This is a genomic window from Duganella sp. SG902 (assembly GCF_013376005.1).
Classification (GTDB): domain Bacteria; phylum Pseudomonadota; class Gammaproteobacteria; order Burkholderiales; family Burkholderiaceae_D; genus Rugamonas.
This window is the reverse complement of record NZ_JABMJK010000005.1, coordinates 86710-105678: the sequence shown is the minus strand read 5'-3', so window position 1 is coordinate 105678 and position 18969 is coordinate 86710. Positions and strand designations below refer to the sequence as shown.

At 64.4% G+C, this 18969-nt stretch carries 11 protein-coding genes and 1 tRNA gene; 7 read left to right on the top strand and 5 right to left on the bottom strand.

The window, feature by feature from the left end; genetic code table 11:
- Positions 1-22: 22 nt before the first annotated feature.
- From FHW83_RS12515 to FHW83_RS12505, 3 genes are all read left to right on the top strand, one after another.
- Positions 23-2050: a M13 family metallopeptidase gene (locus tag FHW83_RS12515; RefSeq protein WP_176646691.1), complete on the top strand. Its 2028-nt coding sequence runs from the start codon at positions 23-25 to the stop codon at positions 2048-2050.
- A gap of 65 nt (positions 2051-2115) precedes the next feature.
- On the top strand, positions 2116-4152 hold the full coding sequence (locus tag FHW83_RS12510) for a M13 family metallopeptidase (protein WP_176647021.1): 2037 nt from the start codon (positions 2116-2118) through the stop codon (positions 4150-4152).
- A 184-nt stretch (positions 4153-4336) separates the two neighbouring features.
- A complete protein-coding gene (locus FHW83_RS12505) occupies positions 4337-4894 on the top strand; it encodes a hypothetical protein (protein WP_176646690.1) in 558 nt (185 codons plus the stop codon).
- Positions 4895-4939: 45 nt separating this feature from the next.
- Here FHW83_RS12505 and FHW83_RS12500 read toward each other — a convergent pair whose 3' ends face one another.
- Positions 4940-5494: a cytochrome c5 family protein gene (locus FHW83_RS12500; RefSeq protein ID WP_176646689.1), complete on the bottom strand. Its 555-nt coding sequence runs from the start codon at positions 5492-5494 to the stop codon at positions 4940-4942.
- Positions 5495-5694: 200 nt separating this feature from the next.
- Between FHW83_RS12500 and FHW83_RS12495 the strand changes: the two genes are divergently transcribed.
- Positions 5695-5770, top strand: a tRNA-Arg gene (locus FHW83_RS12495).
- Between the two features lie 233 nt (positions 5771-6003).
- On the opposite strand, the gene FHW83_RS12490 is transcribed toward FHW83_RS12495, so the two are convergent.
- The gene (locus FHW83_RS12490) at positions 6004-7563 is read right to left on the bottom strand and encodes a DUF3300 domain-containing protein (RefSeq protein WP_229224156.1); all 1560 of its coding nucleotides are present in this window, start codon (positions 7561-7563) and stop codon (positions 6004-6006) included.
- A gap of 225 nt (positions 7564-7788) precedes the next feature.
- Between FHW83_RS12490 and FHW83_RS12485 the strand changes: the two genes are divergently transcribed.
- Positions 7789-9336: a glycoside hydrolase 43 family protein gene (locus FHW83_RS12485; protein ID WP_176646687.1), complete on the top strand. Its 1548-nt coding sequence runs from the start codon at positions 7789-7791 to the stop codon at positions 9334-9336.
- Here FHW83_RS12485 and FHW83_RS12480 read toward each other — a convergent pair.
- Positions 9330-10814: a glycosyl hydrolase family 28 protein gene (locus FHW83_RS12480; protein ID WP_176646686.1), complete on the bottom strand. Its 1485-nt coding sequence runs from the start codon at positions 10812-10814 to the stop codon at positions 9330-9332. The genes FHW83_RS12485 and FHW83_RS12480 overlap by 7 nt on opposite strands.
- Positions 10811-13879: a TonB-dependent receptor domain-containing protein gene (locus tag FHW83_RS12475; RefSeq protein WP_176646685.1), complete on the bottom strand. Its 3069-nt coding sequence runs from the start codon at positions 13877-13879 to the stop codon at positions 10811-10813. The genes FHW83_RS12480 and FHW83_RS12475 overlap by 4 nt, the downstream gene beginning before the upstream one ends.
- A 186-nt stretch (positions 13880-14065) precedes the next feature.
- Here FHW83_RS12475 and FHW83_RS12470 point away from each other — a divergent pair, with 186 nt between their 5' ends.
- The gene (locus FHW83_RS12470; protein WP_229224155.1) at positions 14066-16195 is read left to right on the top strand and encodes a hypothetical protein; all 2130 of its coding nucleotides are present in this window, start codon (positions 14066-14068) and stop codon (positions 16193-16195) included.
- Positions 16196-16204: 9 nt separating this feature from the next.
- Positions 16205-18043: a glycoside hydrolase family 28 protein gene (locus FHW83_RS12465; RefSeq protein WP_308936753.1), complete on the top strand. Its 1839-nt coding sequence runs from the start codon at positions 16205-16207 to the stop codon at positions 18041-18043.
- On the opposite strand, the gene FHW83_RS12460 is transcribed toward FHW83_RS12465, so the two are convergent.
- The gene (locus FHW83_RS12460; RefSeq protein WP_176646684.1) at positions 18030-18917 is read right to left on the bottom strand and encodes a DUF692 domain-containing protein; all 888 of its coding nucleotides are present in this window, start codon (positions 18915-18917) and stop codon (positions 18030-18032) included. The genes FHW83_RS12465 and FHW83_RS12460 overlap by 14 nt on opposite strands.
- Between the last annotated feature and the right edge of the window lie 52 nt (positions 18918-18969).

Below are 18969 nucleotides of genomic sequence, written 5' to 3'. Positions count from 1 at the left end.
TATACATATCGGAGAGATAGACTTGAAAGCTCACCTCGCTAGTGCCCTGCTGCTGGCGCTGCTGGCCACGGCCGGCGTCCATGCGGAACCGAAGACCTCGGGCGTGGACCTCGCCAACATCGACAGCAGTGTGCGTCCGCAGGACGATTTCTTCCTGAACCTGAATGGCAAGTGGCTGGCGCGGACGGAGATCCCGGCCGACAAGTCGAGCTGGGGCTCGTTTGAAAAGCTGAACGACGACACCAAGCCGCAGTTGCGCGCCATCATCGAAGCGGCGGCCGCCGACGCCGGCAGGCAGCCGGGTTCGGACGCCCAGCGCATCGGCGACTTCTTCGCCAGCTACATGGACGAAGCCAAGCTGGAAGAAGTGCGCCTGGCGCCGCTGAAGGCCGACTTCGACCGCGTGGCCGCGCTCAGCGACAAGAAGATGATTCCGGCGCTGATCGCCCACTTCAACCGCTACGGCTACACCGCGCCCTACGGTTTCGTGATCCATCAGGACAACAAGGACTCGACCAGGTACGTGGCGGACCTGGTGCAGGACGGCCTGAGCCTGCCGGACCGCGATTACTACCTGAAGAAATCCGACAGGAAGCTGGCGGACACCCTGGCCAGGTACGAGCAGCACGTCGCCAAAATGCTGGCGCTGGCCGGCGACGCCAACGCGGCGGCCGACGCCAGGGCCATCGTGGCGCTGGAAACCGAGATGGCCAGGCTGCATTGGACCAAGGTCCAGCTGCGCGACCCGGTCAAGGCCTACAACAAGGTGGCGCTCGACAAGCTGCCCAAGCTGGCGCCGGGCTACGACTGGACCAGCTGGCTGAACGACACCGGCATTGGCGGCAAGGTCGATTACGTGATCGTCAGCCAGCCGAGCTACATCAGCGGCTTCAACAAGTTGCTCAACAAGACGCCGCTGGCGACCTGGAAGGCTTACTTCCACTGGCAGGTGCTGAACGCCAACGCGCCGTATCTGGCCAAGGACTTCGCGCAGGAAAACTTCGCCTTTTACGGCAAGGTGCTGAGCGGCGTGAATGAGCAGGAGCCGCGTTGGAAGCGAGCGGTCAACTTCACCGATAGCGCGCTGGGCGAGGCGCTCGGCAGGCTGTACGTCGAGCGGCACTTTCCGGCCGAGCGCAAGGCGCGCATGGAACAGATGGTGAGGAACCTGCTGGCCGCGTTTGCGCAAAGCATCGATACGCTGGACTGGATGGGCCCGGAAACCAAAAAGCAGGCGCAAGCCAAGCTGGCCAAGTTCACCACCAAGATCGGCTATCCGAACAAATGGCGCGACTACTCGGCGCTGGTGGCGGCCAAGGATGACCTGGTCGGCAACCGCATGCGCGCCCGCGCGTTCGAGTACGCCAAGGAGATCAACAAACTGGGCAAGCCAATCGACCGCGACGAGTGGGGCATGACGCCGCAAACCATCAACGCCTACTACAATCCGGAGCTGAACGAAATCGTGTTCCCGGCGGCGATCCTGCAACCGCCGTTCTTCGACGCGGCGGCCGACGACGCGGTCAACTACGGCGCCATCGGCGCGGTGATCGGCCACGAGATCAGCCACGGCTTCGACGACCAGGGCGCGCAATACGACGGCGACGGCAACCTGCGCGACTGGTGGACCAAGGCCGACCACCAGAACTTCGCGGCCAGGACCAGGATGCTGGTCAAGCAGTACAACGGCTATAGCCCGGTCAAGGGCTACCACGTCAACGGCGAGCTGACCCTGGGCGAAAACATCGCCGACAACAGCGGCGCGGCGATCGCCTACAAGGCCTACCTGCTGTCGCTGGGCGGCAAGCCGGCGCCGGTGATCGACGGCCTGACCGGCCAGCAGCGCTTCTACATGGGCTTCGGCCAGGTATGGCGCAGCAAGATCCGCGACGCGCAGCAAATCGTGTATCTGAAAACCGATCCGCATTCGCCGGATCAGTTCCGCACCAATGGCACGGTGCGCAACCAGCCGGGCTTCTACGAAGCCTTTGGCGTCAAGCCGGGCGACAAGATGTATCTGGCGCCCAAAGACCGCGTCATCATGTGGTAATGTAATCAGTCGTATCTAAAAACCTTGAAGGAAAACTCGTGAAACGTCATCTCGTTAGTGCATTGATGCTGAGCCTGATCGCAGGTTTGGCCGGCGCCGCGGACAGCGCCAAAAGCGCCGCCCCCACCAGCGCCAAAGTAGCAAGCAAGCCCACCTCCGGCATCGCCGTCGAATACATCGACCCGGCCGTGCGCGTGCAGGACGACCTGTTCACCCACATGAACGGCAAGTGGCTGGCCACGACCGAAATCCCGGCCGACAAATCGAGCTGGGGCAGCTTTGCCAAGCTGCGTGATGACATTCAACCGCAGCTGCGCGCCATCATCGAGGGCGCGGCCGCCAACAAGGCCGGCGGCCCCGAGGCGCAGCGCATCGGCGACTTCTACGCCAGCTTCATGGACGAAGCCAGGCTGGAGCAACTGGGCATCGCCCCGCTGAACGCCGAGCTGGCCAAGATCGCCGCCCTGAGCGACAAGAAACAACTGCCGCAGCTGATCTCGCACTTCAACCAGATCGGCGTGACCGCGCCGTACAACTACGGCGTCCACCAGGACAACAAGGATTCGACCAAGTACGTGGCCGACATCTACCAGGACGGCCTGGGCCTGCCGGACCGCGACTACTACCTGAAGGCGGACGACGCCAAGCTGGCCGACACGCTGGCCAAGTACGAGCTGCACGTCGGCAAAATGCTGACCCTGGCCGGCGACGCGCACGGTGCCACCACCGCCCACGCCGTGGTCGAGTTCGAGAAGGAACTGGCCAAGCTGCAATGGACCAAGGTCGAGCTGCGCGATCCGATCAAGGCCTACAACAAGGTCGACATCGCCAAGCTGGGCGAGATGGCGCCGGGCTACGACTGGAACGCCTACCTGACCGACGCCGGCGTGGCCGGCAAGGTCAGCTACGTCATCGTCAGCCAGCCGAGCTACCTGAAAGGCATGACCGCGCTGCTGGAAAGCACCCCGCTGGAGACCCTGAAAGCCTACTTCCAATGGCAGCTGGTGCGCGCGCACGCGCCCTACCTGAGCAAAGCCTTCGTCGATGAAAACTTCGCCTTCTACGGCACCGTGCTGAGCGGCGTGACCGAACAGCGTCCACGCTGGAAGCGCGGCGTCACCGTGACCGAGGGCGCGCTGGGCGAGGCCGTCGGCAAGCTGTACGTGGGCGAGCACTTCCCGGCCGAGCGCAAGGCGCGCATGGAAGCGCTGGTGAAAAACCTGCTGGCGTCGTACAAGACCTCGATCGACAAGCTGGACTGGATGACCCCGGTCACCAAGAAGCAGGCGCAAGCCAAGCTGGCCAAGTTCACCTACAAGATCGGCTACCCGAACAAATGGCGCGACTATTCCAAGCTGGACATCAGCAAGGACGACCTGGTCGGCAACGTGATGCGTTCGCGCCAGTTCGACTACAACAAGGAACTGAACAAGCTGGGCAAGCCGATCGACCGCGACGAATGGGGCATGACGCCGCAGACCGTCAACGCCTACTACAACCCGGAGATGAACGAAATCGTGTTCCCGGCGGCGATCCTGCAGGCGCCGTTCTTCAACGCCGATGCGGATGACGCGGTCAACTACGGCGCCATCGGCGGCGTGATCGGCCACGAAATCAGCCACGGCTTCGACGACCAGGGCGCCCAGTACGACGGCGACGGCAACCTGCGCGACTGGTGGACCAAGGAAGACCACAAGAACTTCGCGGCCAAGACCAAGATGCTGGTGGAGCAGTACAACCAGTTCAGCCCGCTGCCTGGCTACCACGTCAACGGCGAGCTGACGCTGGGCGAGAACATCGCCGACAACAGCGGCGTGGCGATCGCGTACAAGGCCTACAAGCTATCGCTGAAAGGCAAGAAAGCGCCGGTGATCGACGGCCTGACCGGCGACCAGCGCTTCTACATGGGCTTCGCGCAAGTGTGGCGCATGAAGATGCGAGAAGCGGCGCAGATCCAGCAGATCAAGACCGACCCGCACTCGCCGGGCCAGTTCCGCGCCAACGGCACGATGCGCAACCAGCCGGGCTTCTACGACGCCTTCGGCGTCAAGCCGGGCGACAAGATGTACCTCGCCCCGAAAGATCGCGTGATCATGTGGTAATCAAATATTGAGGCAACCCGAAAGGCCGCGGTGACGCGGCCTTTTTTAATCCGGGGTCAGGTCCTCCATTTCTACACGAGCCCAGCCGTAGCGGTCGCTACGGCTGGGCTCGTGTAGAAATGGAGGACCTGACCCCGGAGTTGATTTACACTACGGGCTTCCGATTCGATGAAGTCCGATTGCCATGCGCTTGCGTTATACCGTTCCTCTCGTCCTGCCGCTGCTGCTGAGCGCTTGCGGCGATTCCTATACACCGGTCGATGTGTACATGGCGACCTCGCCGGACTGCGCAAGCTGGCAGGAGGGCTCGCGCTTCGAGCTGCCGCGCGGGATCAGCGTGTCGACCACGCCGCCGGTGATGCAGCCGGACGGCAGCACGGAGTTCACCTTCGTCTATATCGTGCCGCGCGGCGAGCGCGCCATGTTCCTCACCCGTGACTACAACGTCAACGCGCCCAAGGGGCCGGTGCTGGCCAAGGCGCAGCTGGTGACTTTCTACCAGCGCACCACCAACTCGCCGGCCGAAATCGTCGAGGCGATTCCGAAAGTACCAGACATGCTGATCGCCGGCGCCACCGGCCCGGAAACCATCTGGCGCGTGCGCCTGCGCGTGACCGAGAAATTGCCCGAGCGGTTCGACATCACCCCGCCAGCCTTCGAAATCGCGCTGAACAAGTACCCGATGCGCACCTTCACCTACCGCTACTTCGCCGACCGCAAGGCCTTCGGCCTGTGCAAATAAAAAAACCGGCCGCGAAGGCCGGTTTCTCCTGGAAGCGGAAGGCGCTTATTTCAGTGGCTCGGCGGCGGCTGGCGCAGGCGCGGCGGCCGGCGCTGGCACGGCCGGCTCCTTGAACTTGCCGCCCGATGCGTTGGCCATGTAGACCACGGCGCGCGCCACTTCCACGTCATCCAGATCCGGATTGCCACCCTTGGCCGGCATCGCGCGCAGGCCTTCGATGGCGTGCTTGAGCACGGTGTCGTAACCCTGGGCGATGCGCGCGCCCCAGGAACCGGCATCGCCAAACTTCGGCGCGCCCGCCGCGCCGGAGCCATGGCAGGCGGCGCAGGTGGAGTTGTAGATGGCCTCGCCGGTCTGCAGGACTTTCGGCGCGTTGGCGTCCTTCAAGGTGTAGCCTTGGTCGGCCACGGGGGCGATACGGGCGGCGACCTCTTCCGGCGCCTGGCTGTTGGAGCCGGCCCCGGTCAGCTTGTTCGTGGTGACATACTGGACCAGGAGAATGATGCCGAAGATGGTGACTGCGAAGAAGCCGATAACAGCTGCAACGAGTTGTTTAGGCGTTCTGATGGCGGATTCGTGTTCGTTATGTGCGTCGCTCATGATTTCCTTAACAGACAAATTTCAAGCCGGGTGGCGCAAAGCATGGACAGCAGCTACCTTGTAAAACCTTCACCAAACGGGTGATTATAGGCACAAGAATGCCGCGAAGGAAACGCAAACTTGTTTAAAACGACACTGCCCCATGGACGGGGTGCGAGAAAAACGGTATCCTACGGCACACCTTCGTGTATCCCCCTGTCGCGGCTGTAGCTCAGTGGATAGAGTATTGGCCTCCGAAGCCAAGGGTCGTGGGTTCGATCCCCGCCAGCCGCACCACAAATTTCCCGCAAAATCAATCACTTAGATTGTGCGATACCATCTCCTCCACGCTTGAGAGTACGGGGTTTTGCGCTGTCGCCGTGTGCCTGGCTGTGCCAAATTGCCGTTCGCCCGGGCTGTGCCGTGCGCTTGTCAGGCTCGAATCGCGTGAGCTGCGGCCGCGCGACGGCAATTTGACAAAAAATTTTCTTGTGGCTTTTTGACTTGCATCAAAAAAGCCACGAATAGTTCTAGCTGTGATGCTCCTGCGCGTCGTGTTTGTCGTGATGGTGGTTGTTCTCCTCGTGTTTCTCCACGTGTGGCTTCGCCGGCGCCGGCTTGGCGGCCTGAGGTTTCGCGGTGTGCATGGCCAGCATGTCCTGATGCGGCGCGTGAGGCGGCATCCGCTCCGCCATGCCGAGGTCGCGGTTCGGCGGCGGGGCATGTGGCACGGCTGCCTCGGCGTGCTGGATTGGCGGCGGGTGCATGGCGGCGACGCTGTGCTCCTGAGGCGGCAACGTGTGTTCGCGGTCGGCATCGGCATGCGCGCGCATGGCGTCCGCGTGGGGATGTTCCAGCGTTGCCGGGACTGATGCGTGCTCACTGAACGGTTCCGCACGCGGCGATTTGTTCGCCATCGGCGGCATTTCCTGTGCCAAGCGCGGTGGCTGGCGCTGCTCATGCTGAATCGTTGGCGGCGTGGCCCGCGCGTGCATGTCCATCGCGACCGGCGCTGGACGTGAACCGGGCACGGCATCGCGCGCGGTGAAGTGGGGCACGGTCATCGGCCCGCCCGCCTGCTGCGGCGGACGCGCCGGCGCGTTGTTGATGGCGATGTTTTGCGTGCGGTTGACGACGTTGTTGGTGGTCCGGTAGTTGTTGTTGGTGACGTTGATATTGTTGACGTGATTCACCACGGTGACCGATTTGGATATATAGGTCGAGTTGTTGTACACCACGGCAGGCCGCTGCCAGCCGCCGTTATAGCCAGGATGCGGCGCGCCCCAGTTGACGCCCCATGCGTTCCAGCCCCAGTCATGGTGATGGCCCACCGCCGCGCCGACCAGCACGCCCACGCCAAACGACAGCACGCCGGTGGTGACCAGGGCCTCGCTGGAATAGGCCGGCTGACGATATGTCCAGCCGGGGTAAACCGGCACCGGCTCGCCATACACGACCGCAGGGTTGTAGTGGGGCACATAGACCACGTCCGGCTGGGCCGGTTCGATGATGATGGTTTGCGGCGGCGGCTGGATCACTGCCGGCCCCGAGTACACCACTGGCTCCGTCTCCGACCGGATGACCTCGGGCGGCGGCGCCGGCGCGCGCACCGTGGTGGAAACCCGCAGCTGGGGCGAGGTTTTCAGGTTGCCCGCCTGCTGGGCGCGCTGGCGCAAGACCTGTATGGCGTTCATCACGTCGTTCGGGTCGTTCACGTAGGCATCGCCCAGCGCCCGGGTCCACTGCATGTTGCCGGCCATCTGGTTCAGTACGGTCGGGAAGGCGGTCAGCGATTTGACGCTCACGTCCCACGGCTGGTCATTCTCCGCGTTTTGCAGCGCGTCGCCTTTTAACGAGGGATGCTGCGCCAGCCACTGGTCGGCGGCCGCGATCTGCTCTGGATAGGTGGCGCCCGCCAGCACCTGGCCAACCAGCTTGTCTGGAAACAGGGCGATCGGCGCCACCATCTGCGACAGCTGTTCCGCCGTAGGCGGCGTGTATGGCGCGGCCGGCGCCGGTGCCGCCGCAGCCGCTTGTGGCGGGGCCTCGGCCGGCTTGTTGCACCCCGCGAGAGCGAGCAAGCTCAGCATAAGTGTCGAGGACACGGCGGTTTTAAAATGTTTCGTTTGATCACCCATGGCAGATCCTTCCTCGCTGACGTATGGGCGAAGATTAGCAATCTGAAGCGGGCTTAGCTGTTACCGGTTGTAACGTGCGCGGCCCCCTGGGCGCGATAGTTTTTCAATCACAATGTTGATTGCCACGGGATTTGCGCCCGTGGTTTACTGTTCAGCTGTTGAACGGTGGAGATGACGATGCGGAAACTGGCGGTGGCGTTGATGGTGGCATTTGCCTGCGGCTGTACGGCGGCGGAATATGCCAATCCGGTGATTTACGCCGATTACTCGGACCCGGATGTGATCCGCGTCGGCACGGATTATTACCTCGTGGCCTCCAGCTTCCATTTCTCGCCGGGGATTCCGGTGCTGACCTCCAAGGATCTGGTGCACTGGAAGATCGCCGGTCATGTGCTGCCCAGGCTGGGCTTTCATCCTTCCTATGATATGCGGCCGCCGTTTCCGCTGACCGACGCGGTGTCCAAGCCGGTGGGCGAGGGTTTGCGTTACGCCGGCGGCGTGTGGGCGCCTTCGATCCGCTTCCACCAGGGCCGCTTCTATGTGTATTGGGCCACGCCGGGCGAGGGCATTTTCATGAGTTCGACCACCGACCCCGCCGGCGCCTGGAGCGAGCCGGTCATGGTGCTGGCCGGCGCGGGCTATGAGGATCCCTGCCCGTTCTGGGACGATGACGGCAAGGCGTATCTGATCCACTCCAGGGTCGGCGCCGGCCCCGGCATCCTGCACGCGATGAGCCCGGACGGCACGACGCTGTATGACGCCGGCAAGACCATCATTGAAGACAAGGCCAACCTTCCCATCTTTGAAGGGCCGAAGGTCTACAAGCGCAACGGCTACTACTATGTGTTCGCGCCGATCGGCGGCGTGGAGACCGGGCCGCAGGCGGTGCTGCGTTCGCGCAGCATCGAGGGACCTTATGAAGCGCATCTCGCGCTCAAGCCGGGCAATGGCCTCAAGGGGCCGCATCAGGGCGGCTATGTCGAGACGCCTTCCGGCCAAGGCTGGTTCATCCACTTCAACAGCACCGGCGCCTTCGGCCGCATCGCGCATTTGCAGCCGGTGGTGTGGAAGGACGACTGGCCGATCATGGGCGACAACACGGTGCCGGTATCGCGGCACGAGGCGCCGGACACGGCGGAGAAATCCCCGGACTACCGCTTGCAGGACAGCGACGAGTTTTCCTCCGCCAGGCTGGGCTTGCAATGGTCGTGGAACCACAACCCGGACGACGCGCGCTGGAGTCTGACGCGGCGGCCCGGCTTCATGCGCATTCAGGCCAGCAAGGCGGAGTATCTGGTCGGCGCACGCAATACGCTGACGCAGATTCTGCAAGGCCCGCAATCGGAAATCACCATGCGCGTGGAGCTGCAAGGGCTGGCTGACACGCAGCGCGCCGGCCTCACGCTGTTCGGCGTGAAGGTGCCGTGGGTGGGCGTGGTGCGGGAGGGTGGTGTGAATTATCTGACCTACGCCAACGCCGGCGAGGAAACGCGCATCGGCAAGATCGAGGCGGCGGCCGTGATCCTGCGCGCGCTGGTGAAGGAGGACCAGACAGTGCAGTTCTCCTACGCGTTGAGTGAAAACGGCCCGTACACGAATGCCGGCCCGGTCACCCAGCTGGCGAAGTTTTCATGGTGGAAGGGCAGCCGGCCGGCCGTCTTCACTTACGTGAAAGGCGACCAGACCGGCTATATCGACGTCGACTGGTTCCGCGTCGCTCACTGACGGCAGGCGTCGGCCAGCACTTCCGGCCGCGCGTCCTTGCCGTTGACGCGGAAGCGCACCCGCTGCAAGGTCAGGTGCTGGATGTGGCGCGCCCACAGGCCGTAAGCCGGCATCACGGTGGAGAACATGTGCGGATCGGGATACTCGGCCGGCGCTTCCGGCACCTCGGCGGCCACGGCCGCCGCAGCGGTGGCCGCGGCCATGGTCAGGTCGATGTCGCGCAGCAGCACGTGTTCGATCTGCGCGCCGGGGATGCCGGTGAAGAAGGAGCCGCGCATGCCGTTGTCGTCCCCGCTGATGCGGTCGTAGACGATGTGGCGCAGCACGCCCGGCCCCGGCCGTTTCTGTTCTGGCCGCATGCGGCCCCGATCGCCCAGCCGCAGGAACAGCGGACTTTCCGCCCGCACGATGCGCGCGTCATGCACCAGCACGCGCTCCAGCGTGCCGCCATCGACGATTTCCCACGAGATGCCGCCATCGGCCTTGCGGCGGTTGATGGCGCGCATGTCGTTGGCCGGTCCGCCCAGCGTCACATTGCGCACCAGCACATTGCGGAAGTCGCCCTGCGAATCGGTGCCGAACTTGAGCGCGTTGCAGGTGCTGTAGAACTGGCAGTTTTCGATCAGGATGTTTTCCGCCAAGCGCTGTCCGGCGCCCTTGAAGCACATGGCGTCGTCCTGCGCGTTGATGAAGCTGTTGCGCACGATGACCCGGCGGCAGCTGTCGATGTCGAGGCCGTCGTTGTTGTGGTTGGCCTGGTTTTCGACGTGGATGCCGTCGATCAGCAGGTCTTCGCAGTTGAGGTAGTTCTGCATCCAGCACGGCGAGTCTTTCAGGCGGATGTCGCGCACCACCACCTGCTTGCAATCGATGACGCGGATGATGAACGGGCGGCCCGGCGTGGCGCCGACGGTTTCCTCGCCGGGGAAGTTGTCCTTGGTGCCGCGCCCGTCGATCAGGCCCTTGCCGCTGATGCCGATGCGCTCGCAGCCCTCGGCAAAGATCAGCGACTGGTTCATGCCCATGTTGCTGTCCTGTACCGTGGGACGTTTGGCGCGATGTTCGGGGTAGTCGCGCAGGTCGGTGCTGGCCAGCAGGCGGGCGCCGGCGGCCACTTCCAGCATCACGCCCGAGCGCAGCACGATGGTGCCGCTGACGTAGTCGCCCTTGGCCAGCCGCACCGTGCCGCCGCCGGCCGCCGCGCAGGCGTCCACCGCGCGCTGGATGGCGGTGGTGGCGAGGCCGCCGCCAGCCGCCAGGCCATGCTGCTCGGGTGTGAACACCCGCGCCGGCACCTGCCACGGCTTCAGCGTTTGCGTCAGCCGCGCCGCCATGTCGTCCAGATGGCGCCGCAGCGCGTCGGCCCAGCCGACATCAGCCGGGCACGCTGCCGCAGCGCCTGGCGGCATGCAAGCGCCCAGCAGACCGGCGCCCAGTGCCAGCGTCACGCGCCGGCGTTGCAGTTGGCGGCCGTTCACAGCTTGACGTTCAGGCTGAAGAACAGGTTGCGGCCCAGCGGGTCATAGGTCGCGGCGATGGTGTTGTTGGCCGGCAGCTGCGACGAGCCCAGCACTGGAGGTTCCTTGTCCAGCACGTTGCGGATGCCCGCCGTCAGGCTGACCGATTTGGTGAAGTCGTAACCGGCCGTCAGGTCGAGGTAGGTGTAGGCCTTGATCTTCGGATTGGTCAGCGTATCCAGCGCCGGCGCCGAGCCGCCCGAGGTCGATGGCAGCACATAGGTATCCACCGTCACCGAACCGATGTAGCGCGCGCGTGCCGACAGCATCAGCTTGCCCGAATTCATGGTCAGGCGCGCCGTGCCTTTCCACTTCGGCACCGGCTGGCCGCAGGTCTGGCCGAAGCTGCCCACGCACTGGTTGGTGATGTTCGGCAGGTCCTGGATAGGCGTGAAGGTCAGTTCTTTCACGTAGGTCCAGTTGGTGTCGATGTTCCAGCGCGTATCGGCGCCCATCAGGCCCCAGCTGCTGCGGAAGCCGTAATGGCCGGCCAGGTCGTAGCCCTGGGTCTTGATGCCGCCGATATTGGCCGCCGTGGTCATCACGTAGCTGGGCGCGGCGATCTGGCCGGTCAGCGGATCGCGGTTGATGGCCTTGCAGTACACGCTGTTGGCGTTCTGGATGGTGTTGTAGCACAGGTTCAGCACCGACTGGATGCCGCCGCCGCCCAGCGTCGAGATGGCGTCGTCCAGCGTGATCTTGTAGTAGTCCAGGCTCAGTTGCAGGCCCTGCACCGATTTCGGCGCGAACACGGCACCGACAGTAGTGGTGTGCGAGGTTTCCGCCTTCAGGTTCGGATTGCCGCCGACGATTTGCGTGATGAAGTTGGTCGGTTGCACCGACTGGTCGAACACCAGGTTGGCCGGCACGCCGGTCGCCACGCACAACGCGCGCACGGCGGCGGTTTGCTGCGCGGCCGGCTGGCGGCTGGAGCAGGGGTCGGTCGCGGTCGGGCCGTTGGTGCCTTGGCCGCCGAACAGTTCGCCCACGTTCGGCGCGCGGATCGATTTCTGCTTTTGCGCGCGGAAGGTCAGGCTGTCGACCGGCGTCCATTCGGTGCCGACCGAGTTGGTCCACACGGTGCCGACCGATTCCACGTCGTAGTCGGAACGGCGGAAGGCGCCGCTCAGGCTCAGGTTCTTGGCGAACGGTTTGTCCGACAGCAACGGCACGCGCGCCTCGCCGAAGATTTCTTTCACGGTCGATTCACCGGAAGTGGCGCGCGCCGCGTTCCAGCCCGACACGTCGCCCGACGACAGGTAGGCGTCCGGCGAGTAGCGGCTGAACGCATGGCGGCGCTCGACGCCGGTGGAGAAGTCGACCGGGCCGGATGGCAGCTCCAACAGGCGGCCGGTCAGGTTGGCCGCCAGGCCTTGTTGCTCGGCGGTGATGCTGGAGTTGGAGGCGATCGACACCGCGCTGGCCGCCGCCGCCGTGATGTTCTGGCCGAACGGATTCAGCACCGGCGCCGCGCCGCCCTGCGACAGGATGGCGTTCTGGTAGCGGCTCAGCGAAATCGAGCCGCTCTGGAACTGCGATTCCGTGGTGCGGCTGTTGGTGTAGTACATGTCGTACTTGAGGTCGGTGAGGTAATTCTCCGACACGTCGTTCAGTTTGCCCTTCAACCCCAGCGCGATGCGGAAGGTCGAGTGGTCGGTGGCGGCAAAGCGGTTGCCGACGTCGGTCAGGCGGCGGTTCAGGTTGAGGATGGCCAGGCCGTCGCCCGGCGTGGTGGTCAGGGTCTGCGAACCGTTGGTGATGCGCGAGGTGCCGCTTTCCTTCAAGTCCAGTTGGCGCAGCACTTCCTGCATTGGCGCGCTGAGGTAAGGATTGTTGGTATTGACCAGGAAGTTGGCGCCGGCGCCGGCCGGCGCGATCTGCACGTTGGCGGTATTGTTGCTGAAGTGGACTTCGGTATAGCCGGTCGCGTATTCGTTGAAGTTGTAGTGCGCGAAGGCGTTGGCCACCCAGCGCTTCTGCGGCGTAACCACATACGATTGCGGGCCGAGGTCAAACGCGTCGGCGGTGGTGTAGGGACGTACCACCTTGCCGGTCGGGTCGAAGATGGCGCCCAGCGAGGTCATATTGCGCAGGCCGGCCGCCGCCATGGCCGCATCCAGCGCGGCGTTGGAGCTGGACGAACCATACAGCGGCAGGTTGCCGATGCGGCCGGTAGGCACGGTGGAGGAGCCGCTGTACACCAGGCCCGGACGGCCGCCGGCCGACAGGCAGGTCTGGCCGGACGGCACGCTGAGCGGTGTGCCCGGGCCGGTGGCCGACCACGAGGCGGCCGTCACGCAGCCGTCGCCCAGCGAGGGCAGGGAATAGCCGCCCAGGTCGCCGCGCGTCATGCCCTGGCGGTCCTGGAAGTTGACCGACAGAACGGCGTTGCCCTTGTTATTGTTGAAGTTGCCGCCGACGGTCAGGTCGATGCTCTTGGTCGGGGTGCGGGTCGGCTGGTCCCAGTTGCCCTGCACATTGATTTCCGCGCCTTCAAAGTTATCGCGCAGGATGAAGTTGACCACGCCCGAGATGGCGTCGGAGCCGTACACGGCCGACGAGCCGCCGGTCACGGTCTCGATCCGTTTCACCAGCGCGGTGGGGATGGTATTGATGTCAGTGGTGAAGTCCGGGCCGGTGATGGCGAAGCGGCGGCCGTTGACCAGCACCAGGTTGCGCGTCGGGCCCAGGTTGCGCAGGTTGAGCGTCGAGGTGCCGGACGGCTGGCCGGCCTGCACGGTGTTGGCGGTCGGGCTGTTCAGCTGGTTGGCGGTGAATTGCGGCGTGTCGTTGAGCAGGTTTTCCAGATTCTGCGTGCCGGACACCTTCAGCTCGGTGGCATCGACCACGTTCACCGGCGTCGGCGCCAGGAAGCCGCGGTTGACCAGGCGCGAGCCGGTGATGACGACCTTGTTCTCTTCGGCGTTGCTTTGCGGGGCGGCGTCCTCCTGCGCGTGGGCGGCGCCGGCGATGCCGGCGGCCAGCAGCAGAACAGCATTGCTTATCGCGGTTGTTTTGGTTCTCATTGTTGAGTCTCCTTTTTTGGATTTATCACCGTCAGGCGGCTCAGCCGATAGTAGGAAACTGCGGGGAACAGCGTCAATCCGGATTCGGTCATCCATTTGACTAATTCAGCTATAGTCATCAAGTTGATTGTTTGGGCCCAAAAACTGTTGCATTTGGTGGGTATGATCGCCGTTCGTGAGCGTTTGATGAGCGATATGGAGACCAAGATGAAGCGCGCCATGGCGCTGGTATGGATACTGATAAGCGGCGCGGCGCAGGCCGGCCCCGCCGCGATCGACCGGCAGGCGCTGGTCGCGCGGCACAATCCGCAATTGAAGGCGGTCGATCCGTGGGCGCCGCTGAGCGTTGGCAATGGCCAGTTTTGTTTCACCGCCGACGTCACGGGTTTGCAAACCTTCCCCGAGCATTACGGCGGCAAGGGCATCGCGCTGGAAACGCAGGCGCGCTGGTCGTGGCATGAAGACCCCAATCCGAACGGCTACCAGCTGGCCGACACCAACCGCGATTACACCGCGCATGGGCAAACGGTGGGCTATCCCACCATCATGGACGGTCCGGCGGCGACCTGGCTGCGCACCAATCCGCATGTATGGCCGTTGGGGCAGCTTAGCTTGCGGCGCGGTGACGGTTCGGCACTGGCGCTGGAGGATATCCGCAATATCGATCAGAAGCTGGACATGTGGAAGGGTGTGCTGACCAGCCGCTATACCATCGACGGCCAGCCGGTCAGCGTGATCACGGCGGTGAGTCCGCAGCAGGATACGCTGGCGGTGCGGATCCAATCGCCGCTGCTGGCCAGCGGCAGGCTGAAAGTGCAACTGGCGCTGCCGCGCGGCTATGACATGAGTGTCAAATACAATCCGCCGCTGGACTGGAGCCAGCCGGCGTCGCACAGCACGCGCATCACGGCGCGGAACGAACATCTGCTGGCGCTGGAACACCAGCGCGATGCGGCCCGCTACGCGGCGGCCGTGCACTCGGCGCAGGCGATCAGCGTATCGCGGCCGGGGCCGCATACCTTCCAGCTGGCGCCCAAGCGTGGCGAGGCGCTGGACTTCACCGTGTCTTACGCGGCGGCCAAGGTGGACGCGGTGCCGGATGCCGGCAAGATCATCGCACAGAGCGCCGCGCACTGGCAGGCGTTCTGGAACAGCGGCGCGGCCATCGATTTTACCGGCAGCACCGATCCGCGCGCGGCCGAGCTGGAGCGCCGCGTGGTGCTGTCGCAATACCTGACCGCGATCCAGTTCGGCGGCGATTTCCCGCCGCAGGAAAGCGGCCTCACCACCACCACCTGGTACGGCAAGAACCACACCGAAATGATCTGGTGGCATACCGCGCACTTCGCGCTGTGGGGCCGCCCGCAATATCTGGAAAACGCGCTGCGCTGGTATCAGAAGACCTTGCCGGTGGCGCGCCGGATCGCCGCTGAGCGCGGCCTGAAAGGCGCGCGCTGGCCGAAGATGACCAGCCCGCAGGGCCGCGAAAGCCCTGGCGGCAATCCGCTCATCGTATGGAACCAGCCGCATGTGATTCATCTGGCCGAGCTGCTGTATCGCGGCGCGCCCAACCGGCAGACGCTGGAACGCTACCGCGAGCTGGTGTTCGCCACCGCCGACGCCATGGCGTCCATGCTGCACTGGGACGGCCAGCGTTACGTGCTGGGACCACCGCTGTGGATCGCGCAGGAAATTTACGATCAAAGCACCAGCATGAATCCCGGCTATGAGCTGAGCTACTGGGCCACCGGTCTGGCGCTGGCGCAGCAATGGCGTGCGCGCCTCGGCCTGCCGCCGGATGCGGATTGGGACCGGAAACGTCAGCAGCTCTCGGCCCTGCCGCAAAAAGACGGCAAGTACGTGGCGCTGGAATCGACGCCGGATACCTGGGACAATCCGGCTAGCCGGCATGACCATCCATCGTTCCTGATGTCGCTCGGCCAGTTGCCGGGCGCGGGTGTGGACCGCGCCGTCATGCGCCGCACGCTGGATGCGGTGCTGGCCGACTGGGACTTCAAGACCAAGATCTGGGGCTGGGATTATCCGATGATCGCCATGACCGCCGCCCGCCTCGACGCGCCACAGCAGGCGGTGGATGTGCTGCTCAAGACCGACGGCCCCAACAACGGCTACACGGCGGCAGGGCATAATCCGAATACCGATCTGCCGGTCTACCTGCCCGGTAACACTGCCCTGCTGGCGGCGGTCGCCATGATGGCGGGCGGCTGGGATGGCGCACCGCAGCGCGCCACGCCCGGCTTCCCGCAGGATGGCCGCTGGGTGGTGCGGGCCGAGGGATTCCAACCATTGCCATGAGGAGTTATCTTGCGTGAACCAGTTCTCAATCCACGTCGTCGTGAGGTCATGCGCGTGGGGGCGGGCGTGATTGCCGGCGCCGGTCTGCCGCTGGGCGTGACCACGGCCGTGGCGGCCACGCTCGATCCGTGGGCGGAGGCCGAGGCGATCATCGCGCGCTGCGCGCGCCCGCTTACGTTCCGGCCGCAGGATTTCGTGATTACCGCGTATGGCGCGCGGCCGTGCCAGACCGGGCAGGTCGAGGGCTTTGTGGCGTACCAAAAGAAGGGCGTGCTGACTGCGCCGCTGGCCGGCGCGCCCGATTGCTACCCGGCCATCAAGGCCGCCATCGAGGCATGTCATGCGGCGGGCGGCGGCAGGGTGTTGATCCCGGCCGGCAACTGGCTCAGCTGCGGGCCGATGGTGCTGCGCTCAAACGTGCACGTGCACCTGGCGGCTGGCGCCCATCTCTACTTCAACAACAACCCGCTCGACTACGCGTGCGATGGCGATATCGATTGCGGACCGAACGGCAAGCTGGTGATCTCGCGCTGGCAAAGCAACGACTGTCTGAACTATTCGCCGATGGTGTACGCCTACGGCCAGCACAACATCGCCCTGACCGGCGACGAGGGCAGCGTGCTGGACGGCATGGGCGGCGTGCCGTTCAAGGACAGCAAGGATTGCTGGTGGGGCTGGACCGGCCGCAAACCGGACGACGCGCCGGCCAGCGACCATCAAGGTGTGATCAATCCGCGCAATCCATCCTCGCTGGACCAGTTGGCGCCAGCGCTCGATCCGGCGCTGCGGCGGCAGATCGAGGGCGGGCGCGAGACCTGGCGTTCCGATCACTACTTCCTGCCGGCGCTGTCCGAGGCCGGCGTGCCGCTGGCCAGGCGCGTGTTTGGTATCGGCCACTTCCTGCGGCCGTGCATGGTGCAGCTGATTGGCTGCAGCGATGTGCTGCTGGAAGGCTATCAGGTGCAGGGGGCGCCGTTCTGGCTGCATCATCCGGTGAATTGCCGCAACGTTCGCTTCCGCAATGTGCAGATGAACAGCCTCGGCCCCAACAGCGACGGTTTCGATCCCGATGGCTGCGACCATGTGCTGGTCGAGGGCTGCACCTTCAACACGGGCGACGACTGCATCGCCATCAAATCCGGCAAGAACCTTGATACGCAGTTCGGTCCCAGCCGCAATATCGTGATTCAGGATTGTGTGATGAATAGCGGCCACGGCGGCGTCACGCTGGGCAGCGAGATGGCGGCCGGCATCGAAAATGTCTATGTGCAGAACATCGAGTTCCGCAATGTCCACTGGGCCAGCAATCCCTTGTGGACGGCGATTCGGCTGAAGACCAATATGAACCGTGGCGGCTACCTGCGCCATTTCTACGCCCGCAAGCTGACGCTGCCAAACGGTGTGAAGACCCAGCCGATGTTCAGCAAGCGCCTGCCGGAGGCGGAGGTGGCGCCGGACGTGGCCTCGTCCGGTGGTGGCGCGGTGATTGTGTTTGATTGCGACTATGCGCCGCAGGATGATGTGATGCGCATCCGGCCGCCGCAGGTGTCGGATGTGCATATCAGTGGTATCCGTGCCGGTGATGTGCAGGTGGGCGGGGCGCGGCATTCGTGTTATCAGGCGTTTGTGCTGTTGGGGCCGCTGGCGTCCAGTTATAACGGTGCTGGCACGCCGGTGGTGGCGCCGATTAGTAATGTCAGTATCAGCGACAGCGATTTTGGTCAGCCTTTCAATCGGCAGCAGCCTTGGTTTATCCATAATGTGCGTGGGCTTAGGCTGAGTAATGTGCTGATTGCTGGCAAGCGCTATGATCTTGACCTGTCCACCAATCCCGTCATTCCGGCGTAGGCCGGAATCCAATTTGGGTGTGCCTGGGCGCGCGCGTTCTATGGATTCCGGCCTTCGCCGGAATGACGGGGGTGGGGTTGAGTTGGCGGGCTAGGTTTAGTTCGCGCAGCAGTTCTGGCAGGGGCGGGATGTCGGCGTCGCGCTCGATCATGGTGGCGACAGGGCCGGTGCGCGTCATGACTTCCGCATACAGCGACCATACGGCCGGGCACACGGCGCGGTCATGCGTGTCGATCAGCACCTCGCCGGGCGTGTGGCCGGCCAGGTGGATCTGGCGCACGTGCTGGAATGGCAGGCCGTCGAGGTAGTCCTCCAGCGCATAGCCGTGGTTGACCGAGCTGACGTAGATGTTGTTCACGTCCAGCAGCAGGCGGCAGCCGGTGCGCTCGCACATGGCGGACAGGAAGTCCCATTCGCTCATGTCGGCCGGTTCAAAGTGCAGATAGCTGGACGGGTTCTCGAACAGCATGGCGCGGCCCAGCACGTCCTGCGCGCGGTCGATGTTGGCGCAGACGATGTCCAGCGCCTCTTCTGTGTACGGCAGCGGCAACAGATCGTGCGAATTGAAACCGCCGATGCGCGACCAGCTCAAATGATCCGACACGAACAGCGGCTCGATCTCGTCCGCCAAGGCGCGCAGCAGATGCAGGTAGTCGGTGCGCAAGCCGTCGGCCGAGCCGATCGACATCGACACGCCGTGCAAGGCCACCGGATGGCGCTCGCGGATCCGGCGCAGGATGTGGCGCGGCTGGCCGCCGGCCACCATGAAATTCTCGGATATCACTTCCACGAAATCGACCGCGACCTGGCCGTCGAGGAAATCGGCATAGTGTTCCTTGCGCAAGCCGAGGCCGTAGCCGGAAAAAGTGTGCATGGCGATTGCTTCAAAAAGGGAAAAACCGCCCGGCGCGCGGTAGTGCGTGCCG